The organism is Bacillus sp. ISL-4 (assembly GCF_018613275.1).
In the GTDB taxonomy this organism is placed as follows: domain Bacteria; phylum Bacillota; class Bacilli; order Bacillales; family DSM-1321; genus Peribacillus; species Peribacillus simplex_E.
Window position 1 is genome coordinate 53,899 of the sequence record NZ_JAGGQN010000030.1, and the last position, 21,076, is coordinate 74,974.

Genomic DNA, 21,076 nt, shown 5'->3' on the forward strand with positions numbered 1-21,076 from the left:
TTCTTTTAAACAAATAGAATATCTGAATAAAAATAATATTCTGAAAATATAGTGTATCTCATTCTTTCGACCCCGTCTATATGATATGGATAAAAAAGTTATTAAAAGGAATATCTACTATTTGACACAAAAAAACTGACCCTTTATAGAGTCAGTTGATTTTTATCAATCATTTACACGGCGAACTTCAATGTCTTTCAATATATCATTGATCACCCAGCTTGCTGCAATTAAACCCGCAACGGATGGTACGAAAGCATTCGAAGACGGTGGCATTTGGGCTTTACGGATTTTTGCCTCATCATTGCCGACTTCTTTTCGGACATCCTCACGAATGACAATAGGGCTCTCGTCGGAGAAAACAACGGGAATTCCCTTTGTTATGCCCTCTTTACGCAATCTAGTACGAATGACCTTGGCAAGCGGATCGGTATGCGTTTTGGAGATATCGGCAATTTGAAAACGCGTCGGGTCCATCTTATTAGCGGCCCCCATGCTTGAAATCACCTTGATATTCCGTTTCAGGCATTCCTTCATCACATGGATCTTATAAATGACCGTATCCGATGCATCAATGACATAGTCCAAGCCATAACTGAAGAATTCTTCAAACGTCTCTTCTGTATAGAACATTTTAAGAGCGATCACTTCGCAGTCGGGATTGATGTCTTGAATGCGATTTTTCATCAATTCCGCTTTCGGTTGACCAACTGTTGATAATAGAGCATGGATCTGCCTGTTTACATTTGTGATGTCGACATCGTCTTTATCCACAAGAATAATACGGCCTACCCCGGAACGTGCCAATGCTTCGGCTGAAAATGAACCAACGCCTCCTACACCCAGGACAGCAACGGTCGTGTTTTTCAGAATATCGATTCCTTCCTTGCCAATTGCCAATTCATTTCGTGAAAACTGATGCAGCATATATATTCAACTCCAATAAATTCTGTTCTTATTTAGCTTTCCAATTAACAATATATCATAAACATCATTAATGACAAGCGAAATATGAGCAGTCTAATCGGAATTGGTGCATTAGGTCATTTTTGATAATTTTTGAATGACGGTTGCCAATAGAAGGGTTCTTTCCGTCAGGCTTGGAATTTCCATATACTCCTCTTCACTATGTGCATTGCCCCCAATTGGCCCGAGTCCATCCACTGTCGCGATTCCCAAATCTGAAGTGATGGAAGCATCCGAACCTCCACCCGTGGCCGTATCCGTGATTTCGATGCCGATTTCCTGCCCAGCCTGACGGATCGTCTCTAAAAGCAAGTTCGTTTTCTCATTCTTTTCCATTGGAGACCGGTCCATTTTCCCGCTTAATGTCGTTATCGTTCCTGAAATATAGGTTTCAGCACAGATTTTTTTCAGTTGCTTGAGGATGAAGCCTTCCTGCCTTTTTTCCGAAATCCGCACATCCACAAAAGCAGCCGCATGGGAAGCGATCGTATTGACAGCGGAACCTCCTTCAATCATGCCGACATTGACGCTGATTCCTTTCTGCTGATCATTCAATTGGTGTAAGGCGATGATCTTATGGGCCAATTCTTCAATTGCACTTCGCCCCTTTTCCGGTTCGATTCCTGAATGGGCGGCCACCCCGACGATATCCACTTTAAACTGACCGCAGCCCCTTCTTGCCGTGACAAGCGAACCATCCGTCCTAGCCGGTTCAAGAATTAACGCGAACTTCTTATTGGCCGCTTTTTCCGATATGAGTGAAGCAGACGAAGGAGACCCGATCTCCTCATCACTATTAAGAATGATTTGGATATGCTTATAGCCTGTCTGCCCCGTCTGTTTCAAGCAAAGGATCGCATAAAAAAGCTCAACTAAACTGGACTTCATATCCGCTACACCAGGACCGTATGCCCGACTTCCCTTCACTTTAAAAGGACGCTTTTGCGCTGTGCCTTCCGGAAAAACCGTATCCATATGGGCGACGACCAGAATATGCGGTTGATGCGCATCACGATGCTGGATGACCAGCTGATTGCCATAATTCTGTTGCTCAACGGTATTCACAATAAAATCCAGACTTTCAAATTTCGTTTTTAAAATCGAACCAATTTCATCAATACCCTTTTTCGTATGAGAACCACTATCTATATTCACTAGCCGCTCCACTAATTGAAGCATTTCCATCCTCTTTGCATACAATAAATCTTTCAAAGCCCTCACTACTTTCTATCCTTGGCTGACTATTGCTCAACCTTACTATAATTTACGAATCTATAATGCGGAATGTTACTTAAATAGGAATATTTGAAGTTTATTCGTTAGTTTGGGGTATCTACTCGTGAGTTTGGATCGTTTACTCTTGGCGTGTTTACTCGTGAATTTTCACGATTTACTCGTGAATTAGCACAGTTTACTCGTGAGTTTGCACCATTTACTCGTGAGTTTACGCCATTTACTCGTGAGTTTACGCCATTTACTCGTGAGTTTGCACATTTACTCGTGAGTTTACGCCATTTACTCGTGAGTTTACGCCATTTACTCGTGAGTTTGCACATTTACTCGCGAATTAATCCATCAAGTTTATAAGCTCTATTTTTAAATTGCCCCGAATAAGGCAATTCCAAAGCAGATAGCATCCGTTGCATGATATCAATTGAATCGATTTGTAAAAAGAGCCGTGCTTGTTTATTTGTTATATTGGGTTTTATGAGGAGAGCAAAATCACGAAGAGTTTGAATGTGGGCATCTTTCGCGGCGTAAGAACATTGACTGCATGACCATTTGCCCCAGTGATATTGCATATGGGGTGCAGAGCATTCAGGACATTGAACGCTTTTGAGCAGATCTTGCTCATCAATTTGATACAATTCGAGTATATCAGGATTATGCGGAGTGTTTTTATGCAGAATCGTATTCGAGAGTCTATTGCTCTGCCTCTGGGTTAATTGCTCAGAAGGATACTTTTCTTCAAGGGTGTGAATTTTGGTAATCAGGGTTTCTTTTCCCGTGATTTTTTTGAAAATGGGGGTAAAACCTGGGGTAGTCCTGATGATGGCATTCGAGTTTGCATTGGCAATGAGCGTTTCTATCGGCAGCGAGGGAAATTTGTTAAAAGTAAGCCAATCATTTAATCGGGATTTTTGCACGTCAACCTGGATTAGCGGATCCAGATATGCCTGTTCCTGTCCATCTTTTGTCCGAATCAATTGGGGATAGGTGCGGTCAAAATAGAGCGTTCCGGCAAAATTTTTTACTTCAATGATGATACAGTAATTCCGGGTGAATATTAGGAAATCCATTTGAAAATAACGGCTCCCATCGGGGCTTAATCTCAAATCATGAAATACACAATATTCTTTCGGAAGATTCTTCAGCTCTTTTCCGATTCTCCGCTCCCCGTTATATCCTGTACGGATTTTCTGAAAATCGTTCCTGATTCTTTCCTGTTTTGGATGATTTGCTGAGAGCCTCCTGCTTAATGCCTCCAGTTTGAGCATTTTCATAGGCATTTCACACGGTTTTAGCATCCATACATCAACTCCTTCTCCTTTAGCTTCTATGTAAATGCCCTTTTTTCCTGCTAGGATCTGAAATCAGACGTTTTACCGGGAGTTTGCTCTGTTTAATTCATGAGATTTGTAGCTTACTCGTGAGTTTGCACCATTTACTCGTGAATTCTCGCCGTTTTACTCGTGAGTTCGCACCATTTTCTCGTGAATTTGCATTTTACTCGTGAGTTTGCACCATTTACTCGTGAGTTTCCACTATTTACTCGTGAGTTTGCGCCATTTACTCGTGAGTTTCCACTATTTACTCGTGAGTTCGCACCATTTACTCGTGAATTTGCGTTTTACTCGTGAGTTTGCGACATTTACTCGTGAATTCGCGTCATTTACTCGTAAGTTAATATTTTGACGCACAAAAAAACCCATGTTGTTTAACATGAGTTGCTTTGTAAGGTGTAAGAGTCCCAATTGTGCCGTTTACGCCTTTGTTTTGAACCCGCTCTCCGCAGGTGGGTGCTCGGTTCCTCGCGTTTGTAAGTCCTCTTCGAGGGAGGCTTTTACGCGGCCAGGAAACTAGTGCTCCCGGTAACTATAAGTGTTCGGTCAAAACTTATAGGTTAAAGAACGAACACATCAGGACTCTTACTTATTGAAGATATCATATCATAATGCTTAACTCTGTTTCAAGAAAAAACACCTAGGTATTTTTTCATATTTTTGCCAAATGGTTTATTTTTTAAGTGCAGCAAGTCTTAGGTTAAGTTCGGCCAATTGCTTGTCACTTACAGTACTCGGTGCGTCAACGAGCAGGTCGCTTGCGCTTGCTGTTTTCGGGAACGCGATGGTGTCGCGAAGGTTCGTGCGGCCTGCGAGCAGCATGATCATGCGGTCCAGTCCAAGGGCGATCCCGCCGTGTGGAGGCGTTCCGTATTCGAATGCATCCATTAGGAAGCCGAATTGTGCGTTTGCTTCTTCTTCGGAGAATCCAAGTACTTTGAACATTTTTTCCTGAACGTCGCGCTCGAATATACGCAGTGATCCGCCGCCAAGTTCGTAGCCGTTCAGTACAAGGTCATATGCTTGTGCACGGACGCTTGCTGGGTCTGATTCCAGTTTGTCCATGTCTTCACGGAAAGGCATTGTGAATGGATGGTGTGCTGCATAGTAGCGTCCTTCTTCTTCGTCATATTCAAATAATGGCCAGTCCGTCACCCATAGGAAGTTGAATTTGCTTTGATCGATCAAGCCTCTTTCTTTACCAAGCTTGTTGCGAAGTGCTCCAAGTGCATCTGCGACTATGCCTTTCTTATCCGCGACGAATAAGATTAAATCGCCCACTTCAGCTTCCAATGCAGATACTAATTGCTCTTGATCTTCTGCGAAGAATTTGGCGATCGGCCCTTTTACTCCGTCTTCTTCAACTTTCAGCCATGCAAGGCCTTTTGCACCGTAAATCGCTGCAAATTCAGCCAATGCATCAATATCTTTACGGGAATAATCCGCATTTCCGTCCTTAACGACGATCGCCTTAACTTGTCCGCCGTTTGCAACAGCGCCGGTGAACACTTTGAAATCACTGTCTTTGACGATTTCGGAAACATCTTTAAGTTCCATTCCGAAACGTGTATCCGGTTTGTCGGAACCGTAACGGCTCATTGCTTCATTGTATGTCATTCTAGGGAATGGCAGTGTTACGTCCAATCCTTTTACTTCTTTCATCACTTTAGCCATCATGTTTTCAGCGGTGTTAATGATATCTTCTTGGCTCATGAAGCTTGTTTCAATATCGATTTGCGTGAATTCAGGCTGTCTGTCAGCACGTAAGTCTTCATCACGGAAACAGCGGGCAATTTGATAATAACGTTCGAAACCGGATACCATCAATAGTTGCTTGAAGATTTGCGGTGACTGCGGAAGTGCATAGAACTCACCTTCGTGTACACGGCTAGGCACTAAATAATCACGTGCTCCTTCAGGTGTACTTTTCGTTAAGATAGGTGTTTCGATATCAAGGAAGCCTTCACCGTCCAAGTAATCACGGATCGCTTTTGTTGTTTGGTTACGCATTTTCAACGTTTCGAACATCGCTGGACGGCGCAGGTCCAAATAACGATATTTCAAGCGGATGTCTTCTGATACATCCGTTCTTTCATCAATGATGAATGGAGGGGTCTTTGCTTCGTTTAAAATTGTAACGTTTTCAGCTTGAACTTCGACGGTCCCTGTTGTTACGTTCGGATTGAAGTTGGCTTCATCACGTTTGATGACTGTTCCTTGGATATCAAGGACGTATTCATTACGGATCTTTTCGGCTGTGGCCAGCGCGTCTGCCGAGATGTCCGGATTGAAAACGACTTGGACAACTCCGCTTCTGTCACGTAGGTCGATAAAGATGACCCCGCCCAAATCCCGGCGTTTTTGTACCCATCCTTTTAATGTTACTTTTTCACCAATAGCCGCTTCTGTCACTTCACCATTGAAGTATGTTCTGCCAAACATGGTATTTCCCCCTTAAGCCTGTAGCTTTTTAAATTGTTCAACGAATGTTGCAAGATCCATTTGGACTTGTTCACCGGTTTCCATGAACTTCACATTGATTTTATTATTTGCCAATTCATCATCCCCGAGTGTCGCCACATATCTTGCTTCGAGGCGGTCGGCTGATTTGAATTGTGCTTTCACTTTACGGTCTTGATAGTCTTTTTCGACGGTAAAACCGGCATTCCGCAATTGATGGGCAAGTTTGACGTTATAATCCTTGGCTGTTTCACCTAATGAAACAAGATAGCAGTCAATTCCCTTTTTGATCGGAAGCTCGATGTTTTCTGCCTCGAGGGCAGCAATCAGGCGTTCAATGCTAAGTGCAAAGCCGATTCCCGGTGTTTCCGGTCCGCCAAGTTCTTCAGCCAGCCCGTTATAACGGCCGCCTCCGCAAAGGGTAGTGATGGCGCCAAAGCCTTCTGCATCACTCATGATTTCAAATGCGGTATGATTATAGTAATCCAAGCCCCGCACTAGGGTCGGATCTTCGACGAAATCGATTTCCAAATCGGTTAAGTGCTGTTTGACCTTTTCGAAATAAATACGGGATTCATCATTTAAATATTCAATGATGGAAGGAGCCGTGTTCATCAATTCGTGATTGTGATCCTTTTTACAATCGAGGATACGCAAAGGATTTTTTTCGAGACGGTTTTGACAATCGCCGCAAAACTCGCCGATGCGAGGTTCGAAATGTTTAATTAACGCATTGCGATGCGCTGTCCGGCTTTCCTTATCACCAAGGCTGTTGATCACAAGTTTCAGCTTTTTCAAACCAAGTTCCTTGTAAAGGTTCATCGCAAGCGACAGAACCTCTGCATCGATTCCGGGATCCTTACTTCCTAAAGCTTCGATGCCGAATTGAACGAACTGGCGGAACCGGCCTGCTTGCGGACGTTCGTAACGGAACATCGGCCCGATATAATAAAGCTTGACCGGTTGATTAGCCCACCCGAACATTTTGTTCTCGATATATGACCGTACAACCGATGCGGTGCCTTCCGGACGAAGGGTTAAGTTCCTTTCACCGCGATCTTGAAATGAATACATTTCTTTTTGTACGATATCGGTTGTATCCCCTACTCCACGTAGAAATAATTCCGTATGCTCAAAAATCGGTGTGCGGATTTCTTTATATTGGTAACGGTGACAAATCTCACGCGCTGTGTTCTCGATATACTGCCAAATTTCCGTTTGGTCAGGCAATAAATCCTGGGTACCTCTAGGAATCTGAATAGACATGTGTGTTTCCTCCTTTAAAGCAAGACGCCCTTTCTGATACGGCGCTATACTGATTTTTCCAAACAAAAAACTCCCGCCCCTTGTAACTTATCCGTTACAAGGGACGAGAGTTTGAATATCCCGTGGTGCCACCCTAGTTGAAGCACAAAAAAAGTGCCTCCGCTCAAAAACAGTTAACGCCTGTTTTACGTCCATCTCCTATTAAGTAAATCCGTTCGGAGTGAAGCCTACGGAGGGTTCTTTCATTAAGTCATCATGTGGAATGCTTTCAGCCTCGGCATTTCCTCTCTTTTCATGTGTTTCTTAATTACTCTTCTCCATCATTGGTTATTGCAGTAATAAGTCTGATATTTTATAATCATACGGACGTTAACATCAAATGTCAAGGCAGACTGAGGAGTTTTGTCGCATTTTATTGGTTCAAACGTTTTTTCAAATTTTTGATCGTCCGGACATTGACCCCGAATTCGGATGCCAATTCAACAAGGTTTGCGCTTTGTTCCTTTTGAATGAAATCGTGAAAATCGACACCCAGTACTTGATTGCCTCCGCTTAAGCTCGTTTGATCTTTTTCGCTGAATTTCATGTGGTTTCCCTCCTAGAGTTATATAAGCTCTATTCTTTCCTAAAAAAAATGTTTTTTGCACAGGGAAAGAGGGAAATTTTTATTGAACGAGAATACATACATATAGACATTAAAAGGGAGAGACAACTTATGAAGAAGAAATCGGGTTTATTCGGCCTGACACTGATGCTGATATTATCAGCGATTTTCCCCGTCAATCACGCTTTTGGAAAAGATGAAGGGGAAAATATCGTGACGACCCAAGTGGTCAATGTCCGTGAAGGTGCAGGCCTCAGTTTCCCTATCGTTAAAAAACTGGAAAAAGGGGACTCGTATCCCATTCTGAATGAAGATGGCGACTGGATCGAAATCTCGATTGGCGCCGGAAAAACGGGCTGGGTTGCCAATTGGTTAGTGGAGAAACAAACGGGGTCCCATACCAATCAGGTCAAAAAGGAATCCGGACAAGGCATGATAACAGGCAGCTCCGTCCGCGTCCGTACAGGGCCCGGCACTACATTTCAAACAGTTGGATCCTTAAGTAAAGGAACGGCTGTTGACATCATTGAAAAGAATGAAAATTGGATAAAGGTCAAAACGGCGGATATCGAAGGGTGGGTCTCATCTGACTACTTGAAGCTTCCCGCCTCATCAGGAAATGCAGCGAAGAAAGATTCAACTAAGGAAAAACAAACGAATCAATCCGTAAAAACCGGTGTAACATTGGTGGACCGGCTCAATGTCCGTTCGGAACCATCGACAAGCAGTGCCTCGCTCGGAAAGCTGAATAAAAATACGTCAGTGACCGTTTACAGGGTTGAAAATGAATGGGTTGAAATAGATTTCCAAGGCGTCCGCGGTTGGGTAGCTGAACCTTACATACAAGTAAGCGAAGATAAAGTAGCTATGAAAAATGAAACGGCAGGCGCCACTGCAAGGGTGACAGCTGCGGGATTAAATGTCAGGAAAGAAGCCTCTCTCTCAAGCAAGGTCATCGGTTCGGTGAACAAGGATGAGACTTACGCCGTGCTGCAAACAAAGGGAAATATGACACAGATAAAGCTCTCCGGTTCAAAAAAGGGCTGGGTCGTGAATTGGTACCTGGAAAAAGAGAATGTTGAAAAAACGGCGAAGGAAAAAAAGGTTGATGTAAAAGGAAACAAGATTACCATCATTCATGATGGTACGATCCTTAGGAGTGAGCCTGATGGCAACTCAGAGATTGTAGAGCAGGCCAATGCAGGTGAAACGTTCTCCGCATCAGGTATGGAAGGCGACTGGTATTCCATTAAACTTAAGGGCGGAAAAACAGCTTATGTGGCTGGATGGATCGTTACCATCGAAGGGAATCCCGAGCAGATCCAACGGCCTGGCGTTGAGAAATACTTAAAGGATAAAACCATTGTGATCGATCCCGGACATGGCGGCAGGGATAGCGGTACAATCGGCGTCGGTGGAACACTTGAGAAAAACCTGACGACTCGAACGGCAGAATTGCTGCGGGACAAACTTCAGGCGGCAGGAGCTAAAGTGATCCAGACCAGAAGCGGAAATACCTATGTTCCACTCCCTTCCCGGGTCAGCACTTCACATATACATAACGCGGATGCTTTCATCAGCCTCCATTATGATAGCACCAAGGACCAGATCACCAGCGGGATAACAACATACTACTATCATGACTATCAGCGTGCATTGGCGGCTACACTGGCCAATTCACTTGGTTCTACCATGCAGGTGCCCAATCGTGGATCACGATACGGGAATTTTCATGTTATCCGTGAAAATAAACGGGTAGCTACACTCATTGAACTAGGTTATTTAAGTAATCCAGTGGAAGAATTGACGTTAACATCGAATGAGTATCAAGAAAAAGTCACATCGGCCATCTATAATGGATTGGCGCGGTATTTTAAATAAAGAGCAGAAAAGCCCGCTTCGCATCGAAGCGGGCTTTTCTGCTCTTACCCCAACAAAAAAACCTGCCGCAGCAGGTTATTTTTTGCTTTCAAGTATTAATGTAACGGGACCGTCATTTGTAAACTGAACATCCATCATGGCACCGAATTGACCTGTTTCCGTATGGACGCCTTTCTTGCGGAGTTCCTCGTTAAATGCTTCATATAATTCATTCGCCTCTTCAGGACGGGCGGCGTCCATGAAGTTGGGGCGACGGCCTTTACGGCAATCGCCGTATAAGGTGAATTGTGAAACTGATAAAATCGAACCTCCCACATCCAATAGTGAATGGTTCATCTTTTCATTTTCATCTTCAAATATTCTTAGATTGACAATCTTATCGGCCAAATAGGCGGCGTCATCGATGGTATCCCCATGGGTGATACCAACCAACAGGACGAGCCCGCTGTCTATTTGCCCGATTATTTGGTCTGCGACAACGACTTTTGCCGCTTTGGAACGTTGTAAAACAACACGCATGGCAATAAAAACTCCTTAGTTCATTATCCTTCTGACGGAATAAACATCTGAAATTTGTTTTATGCGGTCGACGACCTTTTGTAAATGGGCAATGTTATGAATATAAATCGACATGTGAATGGTCGCCACCTTATTCCTGTCGGATTTACCCGAGACCGCTGAAATGTTGGTCTTGGTTTCATTGACGGCTTGCAGCACTTCGTTTAATAAGCCGCGACGGTCATAGCCGCTGATTTCAATTTCTACGATGTATTCCTTGCGTTCATTAATCGTACTTTCCCATTCAACCGGTACGAGGCGATGATCGGCATCCCCGCTATCCAGGTTCGGGCAATCTTGTCTATGAACTGAAACTCCACGGCCTTTGGTTATATAACCAACGATTTCGTCCCCTGGAACTGGGTTGCAACAGCGTGATAAACGGATAAGCAGGTTATCAATCCCCGGTACCTGTACGCCTGAGTCACGTTTTTTAGATGTATTGGAGAAGGTTTTCAGATCGGCTACCGCTTCAGAAATATCTGCTTCTTGCTCGACCATTTTCTGCTTACGCCATTTTTCGGTAAGGCGGTTAGCTACCTGTAGGGCTGTTATTCCGTTATATCCGACTGCTGCATACATATCCTCTTCATTCAGGAAGTTGAATTTATCCGCAACACGCCTGATATTCTCGGCAGCCAGGATTTCCTTCAGGTCGAACTCCATATCCTTGATTTCCTTTTCAACAAGCTCTTTGCCTTTTTCGATATTTTCTTCCCGGCGCTGCTTCTTGAAAAATTGGCGGATTTTATTTTTCGCTTGAGATGTTTGCGTTAGCTTAAGCCAATCCTGACTTGGACCATATGAATGCTTCGATGTTAAGATTTCTATGATGTCGCCAGTTTTCAGTTTATAATCCAGCGGTACCATTTTCCCGTTCACTTTGGCACCAATCGTTTTATTTCCGATTTCCGAGTGAATCCGGTAAGCGAAATCAATCGGGTTGGATCCTGATGGCAGTTCAATGACATCGCCTTTTGGAGTGAAAATGAATACCATATCAGAAAAAAGATCTATTTTAAGGGATTCCATGAATTCCTCGGCATTAGTCGCATCATCCTGGAATTCAAGAATTTCCCGGAACCATGTCAATTTTTCTTCCAGTGAAGGCTGTTCACCGACATCTTTTCCCTCTTTATAAGCCCAGTGCGCGGCAACCCCGAACTCGGCAATGCGATGCATATCGGAAGTACGGATCTGCACTTCCAGCGGATCGCCTTTCGGTCCGATCACCGTCGTATGGAGTGATTGATACATATTCGGCTTCGGCATCGCGATATAGTCTTTGAATCGGCCAGGCATCGGCTTCCAGCATGTATGGATGATCCCTAAAACGGCATAACAATCTTTTATGCTATTGACGACGATCCGAACTGCAAGCAAATCATAAATTTCGCTGAACTGCTTATTCTGCAAAGCCATTTTGCGATAAATGCTGTATATATGTTTCGGCCTGCCAGATAGGTCAGCCTTAATGTTGACTTCCTCAACGTTTTTACGCACTTCATCAATGACTTCTTCCAGATAGTTTTCACGTTCTGCACGCTTTTTCTTCATCAGGTTGACGATTCGGTAATACTGCTGAGGATTCAAATACCTTAGTGCAGTATCTTCCAGTTCCCATTTAATCGTGCTGATACCAAGACGATGGGCAAGCGGTGCGAAGATTTCCAGCGTCTCGTTCGATATCCTTCTCTGCTTTTCCTGCGGCAAATGTTTCAATGTCCGCATATTATGCAGTCTGTCCGCAAGCTTGATCAAGATGACCCGTATATCCTGGGCCATCGCCACGAACATTTTCCGATGGTTTTCCGCCTGTTGCTCCTGCTGTGATTTGTATTTGATTTTCCCTAACTTGGTCACGCCATCCACAAGCATGGCGACTTCAGGACTGAAATTTTCTTCAATATCCTTCAAAGTGATCTCCGTGTCTTCCACAACATCATGTAAAAAACCTGCCGCAATGGTTGCAGGGTCCATTTCAAGATCAGCCAGAATGCCCGCCACTTGAATCGGATGAATAATATACGGCTCTCCCGATTTACGGAATTGTTCTCGGTGAGCATACTCTGCATACTTAAACGCTCTATGGATAAATTCAGCTTCTTCCGGCTGAAGATATAAGCTGGCCCGTTCCACAACCTGCTCGGCAGTCAATATTTGATCATTAGCCATTTAATCACCTTAACCCCACTTTAACTGCCACCGGATATGATCCGGATTGAGTATGATTGGTAGCACTTCCCTTTATTCTGCAAAACGTGACAATTTTTGCGAAAAAAAATAAATCCGCTTAAACGGATAAAGTGCAAATAAACTTATTAGCAGAAAAACTCTTTATTATTACTATTATCGAAAAAAAAGGCAAGGATGTAAAGAGTTAAACGTGTATTTTATTAAGAATAGTGCATTTTTTCACTGGAAATTCGACAAAATCCAGCTAAAATGAGTAAAAACAGAAAAAGAGCACCCTAGTAAGAGTGCTCTCGTTTATTAAAAGCTCATTAATGTCAAGACATCATAGCCGTCTAATTTATCTTTACCATCCAAATCGGTCAATTCAATAAGGAATGCAATCCCGGCTACAATTCCGCCAAGCTGTTCAACCAATTTGATCGTCGCTTCGATTGTTCCCCCGGTAGCAAGCAAATCATCCGTAATCAGGATACGCTGTCCCGGTTTAATGGCATCTTTATGGATTGTCAATACATCCTTGCCATATTCTAATCCATATTCGACTTTTATCGTTTCACGTGGAAGTTTTCCTTCTTTTCTCACTGGCGCAAAGCCCACTTCCAATGAGTATGCAACTGGACATCCGATAATGAATCCGCGTGCTTCCGGCCCGACCACCAAGTCGATATTTTTATCGCGAGCGTACTCGACGATTTGGTCTGTTGCGTATTTATAAGCTGCGCCGTTATCCATTAATGTTGTAATATCTTTGAAGACAATACCCGGTTTTGGCCAGTCTTGCACAATTGTTACAAATTGCTTTAAATCCATTGCTTTGTTTCCTCCTCATGGTCTGTTGCCTCATGAACTAAATAATGATTGAACCAATCGAATAATTGCTGATAGGAAGAATAAACAAGCTCTTGTTCAAGCTCAAATTGCTCTTTCTTTCTTGTAAACGATTCAGATTCACTGAGATCGCGTTTTTTCGCATTGGTTGTGAGCATAATTAACCCATTCTCTATTGTAACAAAATCAAGCTCAAAAAACACCTTAGAAATGAAATCCACGGTATCTCTTGACCAGCCGCGATATTTGGCCAGGTCATCACCATATCTTTTCACGTCAAGCGGACCCTTTTGGGCAAGGAAGGCATAAAACCATTTAAAATGATCCCTTGTTGGCATCGTACTTAAGAAATGGTCCTGTTCATGGGAAAAGTGAGCGTAGATACGCGAAGGGGTCTTATTGGCAATCAACCGTTTCAAATATTCCCTGGACGGCGGCATGTTCATAAATGCCAAATGACCTTCGAAGCAGTCGAGCTGCTCTGCATCCAATTCACTCTTGATATGAACAAGATCTGGATGGTTTTGCAAAAATGGATATCTGCGATAAATATCTTCCGAGAAAATGACGATCTTCCGGTTTTGTACTGGAATGTCGGCAAGCCACTTCTCTGCCTGTCCCTTGCCGCGGTAATCAAATAACTGCCAATGGTTTACCGAGACATCCTGGACAAAGATTTGGGGCTTTTTCATATTATTCCACTCATTGATGGAAAGCTCACCAATAACCGAAACTTCAGCGTGCGGAGCTATTTCATCGACAAAATGACCGAGACCGAAGCCCACACCGTCAAGTTTGTGATTTTCACCATCTTCCAGCTGGACCTTCAAGTGATTTTGGTTGGCACCAATTTTGCGGACACTTGAAAGCTGGACGGAATCTATCAAAATCTTCGGTTTAGGATTCGTAACCCCAAATGGCGCCAGCAAGCTCATTTCCTGAATCGTTTGAATGGAAACTTCAGCTAAAGTCGTTGCTCCGTCCAAGTTTGTAATGGGTGTGAAGTCCTCTTCGTTCAGTTGTTCCTTCGCAATCGAGTTCATGCGGTCCCTGAGCTCCTGAACATCTTCAATTTTCAAGGTCATTCCAGCAGCCATCGGATGTCCACCGAAATGAGGCAGCATTTCACGGCAGGCGGAAAGACTTTGAAATAGATCGAAACCGGCGATGCTCCGAGCAGAACCTTTAGCTAATCCCTTTTCCCGGTCATAGCTCAATACAATCGTCGGCCGGTAAAAGCGTTCAACAAGTTTAGAGGCCACAATCCCCACAACTCCGGCGTTCCAGCCTTCCCGGCCGATGATGAGCACGCCATTGGACTCCGGCGGGAAGTTCTCCTCGACTTCAGCAATCGCTTCTTCCGCCATTGCCGCAACCATTTCCTGCCGCTCTTTATTGATATCATTGATTTCATTGGCAAGTTCCGTTGCTTCTTCCAGGTTTGTGGACATCAATAAATCGACAGCGGGGTCAGCATCTCCAAGGCGCCCGACAGCATTGATCCGCGGTGCCATCGCAAAGCCAATCGATTCTTCATTCAATGCTTCCTGCTGAACATTCGCCACTTTCATTAAGGCAACAAGTCCCGGGCGGCGCGTCAAACGTAACTGCTCGATCCCTTTCGCAGCAATGACGCGGTTTTCCCCTTGTAAAGGCACTAAATCCGCTATCGTACCGATTGCTGCTATCTCAAGCAAATCCTCAGGCAATTCCCCAAGCAAGGCGTGTGCCAGCTTAAATGCGACCCCTACTCCGGCAAGCTCTTTATATGGATAGGAACTGTCCTCAAGTTTAGGATGGATGATTGCCAATGCCTCAGGCAGTTCCGGTCCCGGTTCATGGTGGTCGGTCAAAATATAATCCATGCCAAGCTCGCCGGCAAGTTTCGCTTCATCGACTGCAGAAATTCCGGTATCGACGGTTATTAATACCTTCACCCCTTGCTCGGCTGCAAGGCGGAATGCCATCGGATTCGGACCATATCCTTCTGTAAACCGATTCGGGATATAAAAGTCAACATCGGCCCCCAATCTCGTCAGCGCCGTCATCATCACTGTGGTCGATGTCACGCCATCCGCATCATAATCACCGAATATACGTATTTTTTCTCCATTTTGAATCGCTTCTCTTATTCTATATACCGCTTTATCCATATCCTTCAATAAAAATGGATCATGAAAAGTTTGATTTTTTACAAATAAAAATGATCGGGCACTTTCAATCGTATCCAGGCCTCGATTCACAAGCAGGGCTGCAACCAAAGGTGTGATATGAAGCTCTTCAGCTAGTACAGCAACTTTGTTTTCATCGGCAGTTCGTAAGTTCCACCGGGTTTTTGGCTTTAACATTTATTCACCCCTCAACTTACTCATTATACAAAACGAATATACCAGTTTCAATTTTATTTTAAACTCATAATTGGCTGTAATTCCCTGTTCGATAAGCTTAGTTAAATAAAAAGAAGGCTGGCATCATGCCAGCCCCCTCTCACATATTAAACTTGTCCTTCAAGACTTTGTTTCTTTTCTTTCGCGGTATTCAGCGGACCTTTCTTCTTCAATTCCCTGATTTTCAAATCAAGCCAGAATTGGGAAGCGATCAATAGCGATGAATACACGCCGCATATTAAACCGATAAACAGGGCAATGGAGAAGTTACGGATAGCTTCACTGCCGAAGATCATCAACGCGATGACCGTGATGAGAACGGTCAGAACCGTGTTAATGGATCTCGTCAAAGTTTGCCTGATACTGATGTTCACAATGTTCTCAAGTTCTTCGACGGTTTTGATTTTACGGCTGAAGCGCAGGTTTTCACGAATACGGTCAAAGGTTACGATCGTATCATTGATCGAATAACCGACGATCGTCAGAACCGCAGCAATGAAGGTGATATCCACTTCGAGCCGGAGCAAGCTGAAAATCGTGATGATGAAGAAGGCATCATGTATGAGCGCGACCACGGCAGGTACGGCCATTCGCCATTCAAATCGTATCGATACATACAATATGATTCCGATTGATGCGATCGCTAACGCAAACATGGCATTTTTCGCAAGCTCTTTTCCGACTGTCGGCGAAACGGTGCTGACATTCGGTTCCGCTCCGTAATCCTTCTTGAAATGGTCCTTCAATTCAGCGATTTCCTGTTTATCGAGGACACCGACTGTCCGAACGACAGCATTTTTATTTTCTTTTCCAGCGAGCCTGACATCCTTGATATCCTTTTCATCTATGCCGACCTTGCCCATTTCGCTTTTGACTTGCTGAGTCGTCAAGACGTCTTTGGACGCAATCTCGATTCGGGTACCGCTCGTGAAATCAATCCCAAGATTCAATCTGAAGACGAGCAGGAAAATGATCCCGATAATGGTGACACCGATTGAAAGGCCATAAAAAACTTTCCGATGTTTGACGAAATCGATTTTATCAAAGCGTGTTGGCAATGACATTAAATTCATTTTCTCGGATAAATCGTGAATGTATTTCTTCTTCACGCCAAACCACGATGCACGTTTGTCCAGGAACCCGCTATTCACCCACAGGCTCATGAAGAGGCGTGTACCATAGACGGCTGTAATGAAACTCATTAAAATCGAAATGATCAAAGTGGTGGCAAACCCTTTAACCGAGCTTGTTCCATAATAGAACAGAACAGCCGCAGCCAGCAGGGTCGTTAAGTTGGCATCCGTGATTGTAGCAAGTGAATTCTTGGTACCTTCTTTATAAGCCGCTTTAACCGATCTGCCAAGTTTCAATTCATCCCTGATTCGCTCATAGGTTATGATATTGGCATCTACAGCCATCCCGACCCCGAGTACCAATGCTGCAATACCAGGCAGCGTAAGGACCGCATTCATCCAATCAAACACTAAAAGCGTCAAGAAAAGGTATATGCTTAAAGTGACGACTGCAATGAATCCCGGGAAGCGGTAATACACAAGCATGAAGATAAAAACAAGTGCAATTCCGATGATTCCTGCAAAAATAGTATCATGCAGTGCACCTGCACCGAACTGGGCACCTACAGAAGTGGAATACTTTTCTTTTAAATCTACAGGCAAAGCACCTGCATTCAGAAGGGCTGCAAGCTCTTTCGCTTCTTCCACCGTGAATTGACCGGTAATATACACCTTCTTCGTATTGAAAACTTCACTGACAGCCGGAGCGGATATCATATTGTCCTGTGAGGCTGTATCCTTGATGGAATCTTTTCCTTCCTCGAAATCCAACCAGATTGCAAGTACATTAGTCGGACTTGGCATCGAGGATATTTTTTGAGTGATGTCCTTAAATTTATTTACGTCTTTCAATGTGACTTCGACAACCGGTTTATTATCTTGGAACGTTTGTTTCGCGCCGCCTTCTTTAAGGTCGGCACCGGTCATCATTTCCTTATCGTTGTAGTCACGGAAAGATAATTTAGCTTGTGTCGAGAGGATTTCGCGAGCGTTGTTTTGGTCTTTGACTCCAGCCAATTGAACGCGGATCCGGTCTTTCCCTTCGATTTGAATGTTGGGTTCGCTAACGCCCAAAACATTGACACGCCGCTCAAGCGAGCTTACTGTAGCCCGTAAAACATCCGGGGTGATCTTTTCCCCAGACAGCGGTTTTACTTCATATAACACTTCAAAACCGCCTTGAAGATCAAGACCCAGCTTGATATCCTTTAGGATTCCTTTTGAAGTCGTCCCCATCGCTGCGAAAATCAATAGTGCGATTAGAAAAAACGCAACGATCCTGCTTCTTTTTACCATTATGTAGTAGGCCCCTTTCTATAATACGCCTGTTCCTGAAGTTAAAAAAACTGTCATTTTTAGTTTAGATGATAACTGCATACCCTTTGCTTCTTGAGAAAAAGGACACAGCTTCCCTGCTTTTTCCAAAAAAAGCATAACCATATCTATTATGAGTCATATACAAACAGCTGTCAATTTAAGTATATCTTTGCGTTATTCTTTAAAAAGTTCCTTCAGTTCTTCTTCAGAAAGCGGCTCTAATAGGTTTGGTGATTTATATGCTTCAACCATTTGGAAGGTCATGAACTGGTTGCTCGAAAATGTCACGATATCTGCGACAAGTTCATGAAGGTGAATGCTTTCCTGCGGACGCTTCCATTTATTTTTGGTTAAAGTTCCCCAAATGTCTTCCTCCGTTACGGCATTCAATCCGACCATTTGGAATTCCTCACGCTTGCTCTTCAAAAATGGACGTACCTTTAGATAATACCTTTGATAGGGATGATTTTTTTTTGCCATCACTTTGCCTCCAGTAAAAATGATTCTCAAATAAATGCGCATTTTCTTAGAAGGATTTCGATCATTTGTTAGAACGCAAACAAACACTTTTGTCATGCTTTGTCCAAGTACAAGCATATAGATAATTGTATAGCATAACCGCTTTTTTGAGAAGGCAGGGAGGGAGTTCAATGTCCAAATTTTTAAAAGGGACGCTGATATTATTAATCGCAAGCCTGATTACAAGGGTTCTTGGTTTCATTAACCGCATTGTCATCGCCCGCTTCATCGGCGAAGAAGGCGTTGGTTTATATATGATGGCTTTACCGACCCTCTTTCTCGTCGTGAACATAACCCAGTTAGGCCTGCCAATCGCCATTTCGAAATACGTGGCTGAGGCCAATGCCAGGGGTGATGAGCGGAAAATCAAGAAAATCCTTGTCGTCTCTTTGGCCTGCACCTTTACTCTTTCGATGATTTTCACTCCAGCGATGCTGCTTTTCGCGCCGGTTCTCTCAGAATACCTTTTCACTGATGAACGGACGGTATGGCCGCTCATGGCGATTGCCCCTATCGTACCGATCATCGCCATCTCATCCGTACTGCGCGGTTATTTCCAAGGCAAGCAAAATATGAAGCCCTTCGCTTTCTCACAAGTTATCGAACAGGTGGCCAGAATCACTTTCATAGCCGTCCTGACGAAGGCCTTTTTGCCATATGGAATTGAATATGCTGCAGCCGGCGCGATGTTCGCATCGATTATCGGTGAACTTGTATCTCTCATCTACTTATTGACCAGCTTTAAAATAAAGAAACATTTTAAGTTCAGAAAGGGTTTCTTCAAGAATGTCAAATCCGGAAAGGGAACGTTCACGGAATTGATGGGGATCGCCCTTCCTTCCACCGGTAGCAGGATGATCGGATCGGTTTCGTGGTTTTTCGAACCGATAGTGGTCGCCCAAAGTTTGGCAATCGCCGGAGTCACCGCGGCCGCAGCCACCAGTCAATACGGTGAGCTGACAGGGTACGCACTGCCTTTGCTCATGCTTCCATCTTTCGTTACATCATCGTTGGCGACGGCACTTGTCCCGGCAGTGAGTGAAGCCCGTACGACCGGAAACTTTTTACTCGTTGAACACAGGCTTCAGCAGGCCCTGAAAATTACCTTTATTACAGGCTGTTTAGCTATCGTCATTCTGTTCATCTTTGCCGAACCGATTTTACAAGTCATGTATGGCTCTTCGCATGCGGCTGTTTTCATTAAATTCCTGGCACCTTTTTTCATCCTTTATTACTTTCAATATCCGCTGCAATCCATGCTGCAAGCACTGGATCTTGCAAAGGCCGCAATGTTCAACAGCCTGGCTGGGAACATCCTTAAAATCGGTGTGATCTGGCTGCTGGCGTCAAAGGAAAGTTTCGGGATCATGGGTGCCGCAATCGGGATAGCTGTCGGTACGATGCTCGTTACCTTCCTGCATTTTTCAACCGTGCTGAAGGTTGTCCCTTTCACGCTTCATTTCCGCAGCTATATATCAGCTCTGGTCCTTGCTTTAATTTCAGGATGGGGCGGTTATTATCTTTATCAATTCCCGCTTTCCTCACTGCCACTTGGCACAAGGCTTATTTTTTCCGTGACGGTCGTTATCATGCTATTCACATTTTTCCTGCTCATGACCGGCAGCATAAAAAAGGCGGATCTGATCAGGATTCCTGTAGTGGGCGGCTTTTTATCAAAATTCGCTTGGAAATAAAATGAACCGAAGCATTAAAAGGCTTCGGTCATTTCTTCGTTTCATTTTTATCGATATAAAATTGGCCATCTATGTACCCACAAATCGAAATCTCTTTAATCTTCGTTTCTCCCAGCCTTTTCAACTGGTGCCGGAGCCAAAAATGATTTTTGCCAATTCTATCGAGATTCCTCTCCTGTATCTCCCCGTCAATTATAAGGGGATATGGTGTTTCCTTGGTTTTAGACCTTTTGCCTTTGGTATTCTTGATGATCGAAAGCTTCCCGGTAGATTCGAGGATTGCGAATTGCACCTCATTTAAATCACTAATTCCCTGTTCTCGCAGCTGGGTCAATAAATCATCGAAAGTATATCGTTGCTTACGCATCGCTTTTTCATCTATTTTCCCTTGATTGATGATGATCTGCGGCGTACCGTCCACGATGTTTCGAAATCTAATGCTTTTCAATGAAATGAAAGCCAATATTATTTGGATGAAAGCAAGAACGAACATCGGAATGATTTGCCTGAAAAATGGTTTATCCAAATCTTCAAAGGATAGAACGGCAATGTCCCCGATCATGATGGATACCACTAAATCAAGAATGCTCAATTCCCCAACTTCCCGCTTACCCATCATTCGAAAAAGGATTAAGATGACTAGATAGATCACTGTTGTTCTAAAAATAATAGCCAGGATATCCACTTCAATACCACATCCTTCATCCATAGCATGGCTTGGGAACTGAAATATTACTCCATATTCTTTTCTAATTTTGCGGGA

Annotated in this window: 17 protein-coding genes, 1 other RNA gene and 1 other annotated feature; of the genes, 4 read left to right on the forward strand and 14 right to left on the reverse strand. The window is 43.8% G+C overall.

All coding sequences use genetic code 11. The features are described 5' to 3' along the window. Positions 1-165: 165 nt before the first annotated feature. Complete coding sequence (locus tag J7J00_RS18920) at positions 166-927, reverse strand: tRNA threonylcarbamoyladenosine dehydratase (protein WP_034308767.1); 762 nt, start codon at positions 925-927, stop codon at positions 166-168. Between the two features lie 111 nt (positions 928-1,038). Then, positions 1,039-2,187 carry a M20 family metallopeptidase gene (locus tag J7J00_RS18925; protein WP_309487205.1) on the reverse strand — a complete coding sequence of 383 codons (1,149 nt, stop codon included), beginning with the start codon at positions 2,185-2,187 and terminating at the stop codon, positions 1,039-1,041. 144 nt (positions 2,188-2,331) lie between these two features. On the opposite strand from J7J00_RS18925, the gene J7J00_RS18930 reads away from it, so the two are divergent. Then, complete coding sequence (locus tag J7J00_RS18930) at positions 2,332-2,553, forward strand: hypothetical protein (protein WP_214793466.1); 222 nt, start codon at positions 2,332-2,334, stop codon at positions 2,551-2,553. On the opposite strand, the gene J7J00_RS18935 is transcribed toward J7J00_RS18930, so the two are convergent. Beyond that, positions 2,523-3,476, reverse strand: coding sequence for an NERD domain-containing protein (locus J7J00_RS18935; protein ID WP_214793468.1), 954 nt, complete (start codon positions 3,474-3,476; stop codon positions 2,523-2,525). The two genes, J7J00_RS18930 and J7J00_RS18935, sit on opposite strands and share 31 nt — an antisense overlap. Positions 3,477-3,699: 223 nt before the next feature. On the opposite strand from J7J00_RS18935, the gene J7J00_RS18940 reads away from it, so the two are divergent. After that, on the forward strand, positions 3,700-3,882 hold the full coding sequence (locus J7J00_RS18940; protein WP_214793470.1) for a hypothetical protein: 183 nt from the start codon (positions 3,700-3,702) through the stop codon (positions 3,880-3,882). A gap of 48 nt (positions 3,883-3,930) precedes the next feature. Here the strand turns inward: J7J00_RS18940 and ssrS are convergent. The 4 genes from ssrS to J7J00_RS18960 all read right to left on the reverse strand — a co-directional run bounded on the left by ssrS (position 3,931) and on the right by J7J00_RS18960 (position 7,842). Continuing rightward, positions 3,931-4,116: non-coding RNA, 6S RNA (ssrS, locus tag J7J00_RS18945), on the reverse strand. 86 nt (positions 4,117-4,202) lie between these two features. Continuing rightward, complete coding sequence (gene aspS, locus J7J00_RS18950) at positions 4,203-5,972, reverse strand: aspartate--tRNA ligase (RefSeq protein ID WP_214793473.1); 1,770 nt, start codon at positions 5,970-5,972, stop codon at positions 4,203-4,205. 12 nt (positions 5,973-5,984) lie between these two features. After that, the gene (gene hisS / locus J7J00_RS18955) at positions 5,985-7,256 is read right to left on the reverse strand and encodes a histidine--tRNA ligase (RefSeq protein ID WP_214793476.1); all 1,272 of its coding nucleotides are present in this window, start codon (positions 7,254-7,256) and stop codon (positions 5,985-5,987) included. A 96-nt stretch (positions 7,257-7,352) separates the two neighbouring features. Next, positions 7,353-7,589: a binding site (T-box leader), on the reverse strand. Between the two features lie 79 nt (positions 7,590-7,668). Beyond that, positions 7,669-7,842: a hypothetical protein gene (locus J7J00_RS18960; RefSeq protein WP_034308777.1), complete on the reverse strand. Its 174-nt coding sequence runs from the start codon at positions 7,840-7,842 to the stop codon at positions 7,669-7,671. Between the two features lie 129 nt (positions 7,843-7,971). On the opposite strand from J7J00_RS18960, the gene J7J00_RS18965 reads away from it, so the two are divergent. Continuing rightward, positions 7,972-9,741 (forward strand): N-acetylmuramoyl-L-alanine amidase family protein, encoded by a 1,770-nt coding sequence (locus J7J00_RS18965; RefSeq protein ID WP_214793479.1) that lies wholly within the window; start codon positions 7,972-7,974, stop codon positions 9,739-9,741. Between the two features lie 75 nt (positions 9,742-9,816). Here J7J00_RS18965 and dtd read toward each other — a convergent pair whose 3' ends face one another. From dtd to J7J00_RS18995, 6 genes are all read right to left on the reverse strand, one after another. Beyond that, the gene (dtd, locus tag J7J00_RS18970) at positions 9,817-10,260 is read right to left on the reverse strand and encodes a D-aminoacyl-tRNA deacylase (protein WP_214793482.1); all 444 of its coding nucleotides are present in this window, start codon (positions 10,258-10,260) and stop codon (positions 9,817-9,819) included. 15 nt (positions 10,261-10,275) lie between these two features. Next, positions 10,276-12,474, reverse strand: coding sequence for a RelA/SpoT family protein (locus tag J7J00_RS18975; RefSeq protein ID WP_034308787.1), 2,199 nt, complete (start codon positions 12,472-12,474; stop codon positions 10,276-10,278). Positions 12,475-12,792: 318 nt separating this feature from the next. Continuing rightward, positions 12,793-13,305, reverse strand: a complete 513-nt coding sequence (locus J7J00_RS18980; RefSeq protein ID WP_214793485.1) for an adenine phosphoribosyltransferase — start codon at positions 13,303-13,305, stop codon at positions 12,793-12,795. Then, positions 13,296-15,671 (reverse strand): single-stranded-DNA-specific exonuclease RecJ, encoded by a 2,376-nt coding sequence (gene recJ / locus J7J00_RS18985; RefSeq protein WP_214793488.1) that lies wholly within the window; start codon positions 15,669-15,671, stop codon positions 13,296-13,298. The genes J7J00_RS18980 and recJ overlap by 10 nt, the downstream gene beginning before the upstream one ends. A 146-nt stretch (positions 15,672-15,817) precedes the next feature. Next, complete coding sequence (gene secDF, locus J7J00_RS18990) at positions 15,818-18,079, reverse strand: protein translocase subunit SecDF (RefSeq protein ID WP_214793491.1); 2,262 nt, start codon at positions 18,077-18,079, stop codon at positions 15,818-15,820. A 195-nt stretch (positions 18,080-18,274) separates the two neighbouring features. After that, on the reverse strand, positions 18,275-18,580 hold the full coding sequence (locus tag J7J00_RS18995; RefSeq protein ID WP_185150781.1) for a post-transcriptional regulator: 306 nt from the start codon (positions 18,578-18,580) through the stop codon (positions 18,275-18,277). Positions 18,581-18,750: 170 nt separating this feature from the next. On the opposite strand from J7J00_RS18995, the gene spoVB reads away from it, so the two are divergent. Beyond that, positions 18,751-20,313 carry a stage V sporulation protein B gene (gene spoVB / locus J7J00_RS19000; protein ID WP_214793493.1) on the forward strand — a complete coding sequence of 521 codons (1,563 nt, stop codon included), beginning with the start codon at positions 18,751-18,753 and terminating at the stop codon, positions 20,311-20,313. 28 nt (positions 20,314-20,341) lie between these two features. Here the strand turns inward: spoVB and J7J00_RS19005 are convergent, their stop codons facing one another. Then, complete coding sequence (locus J7J00_RS19005) at positions 20,342-21,022, reverse strand: DUF421 domain-containing protein (RefSeq protein ID WP_214793496.1); 681 nt, start codon at positions 21,020-21,022, stop codon at positions 20,342-20,344. Between the last annotated feature and the right edge of the window lie 54 nt (positions 21,023-21,076).

What these genes read in the sequence shown, in the direction of transcription:
- J7J00_RS18965 (WP_214793479.1), top strand. Translation starts at nt 7,972, where the DNA reads ATGAAGAAGAAATCGGGTTTATTCGGCCTGACACTGATGCTGATATTA.
- J7J00_RS19005 (WP_214793496.1), bottom strand. Translation starts at nt 21,022, where the DNA reads ATGGATGAAGGATGTGGTATTGAAGTGGATATCCTGGCTATTATTTTT.
- dtd (WP_214793482.1), bottom strand. Translation starts at nt 10,260, where the DNA reads ATGCGTGTTGTTTTACAACGTTCCAAAGCGGCAAAAGTCGTTGTCGCA.
- J7J00_RS18920 (WP_034308767.1), bottom strand. Translation starts at nt 927, where the DNA reads ATGCTGCATCAGTTTTCACGAAATGAATTGGCAATTGGCAAGGAAGGA.
- J7J00_RS18975 (WP_034308787.1), bottom strand. Translation starts at nt 12,474, where the DNA reads ATGGCTAATGATCAAATATTGACTGCCGAGCAGGTTGTGGAACGGGCC.
- J7J00_RS18960 (WP_034308777.1), bottom strand. Translation starts at nt 7,842, where the DNA reads ATGAAATTCAGCGAAAAAGATCAAACGAGCTTAAGCGGAGGCAATCAA.
- hisS (WP_214793476.1), bottom strand. Translation starts at nt 7,256, where the DNA reads ATGTCTATTCAGATTCCTAGAGGTACCCAGGATTTATTGCCTGACCAA.
- J7J00_RS18935 (WP_214793468.1), bottom strand. Translation starts at nt 3,476, where the DNA reads ATGCCTATGAAAATGCTCAAACTGGAGGCATTAAGCAGGAGGCTCTCA.
- aspS (WP_214793473.1), bottom strand. Translation starts at nt 5,972, where the DNA reads ATGTTTGGCAGAACATACTTCAATGGTGAAGTGACAGAAGCGGCTATT.
- J7J00_RS18995 (WP_185150781.1), bottom strand. Translation starts at nt 18,580, where the DNA reads ATGGCAAAAAAAAATCATCCCTATCAAAGGTATTATCTAAAGGTACGT.
- recJ (WP_214793488.1), bottom strand. Translation starts at nt 15,671, where the DNA reads ATGTTAAAGCCAAAAACCCGGTGGAACTTACGAACTGCCGATGAAAAC.
- secDF (WP_214793491.1), bottom strand. Translation starts at nt 18,079, where the DNA reads ATGGTAAAAAGAAGCAGGATCGTTGCGTTTTTTCTAATCGCACTATTG.
- J7J00_RS18980 (WP_214793485.1), bottom strand. Translation starts at nt 13,305, where the DNA reads ATGGATTTAAAGCAATTTGTAACAATTGTGCAAGACTGGCCAAAACCG.
- spoVB (WP_214793493.1), top strand. Translation starts at nt 18,751, where the DNA reads ATGTCCAAATTTTTAAAAGGGACGCTGATATTATTAATCGCAAGCCTG.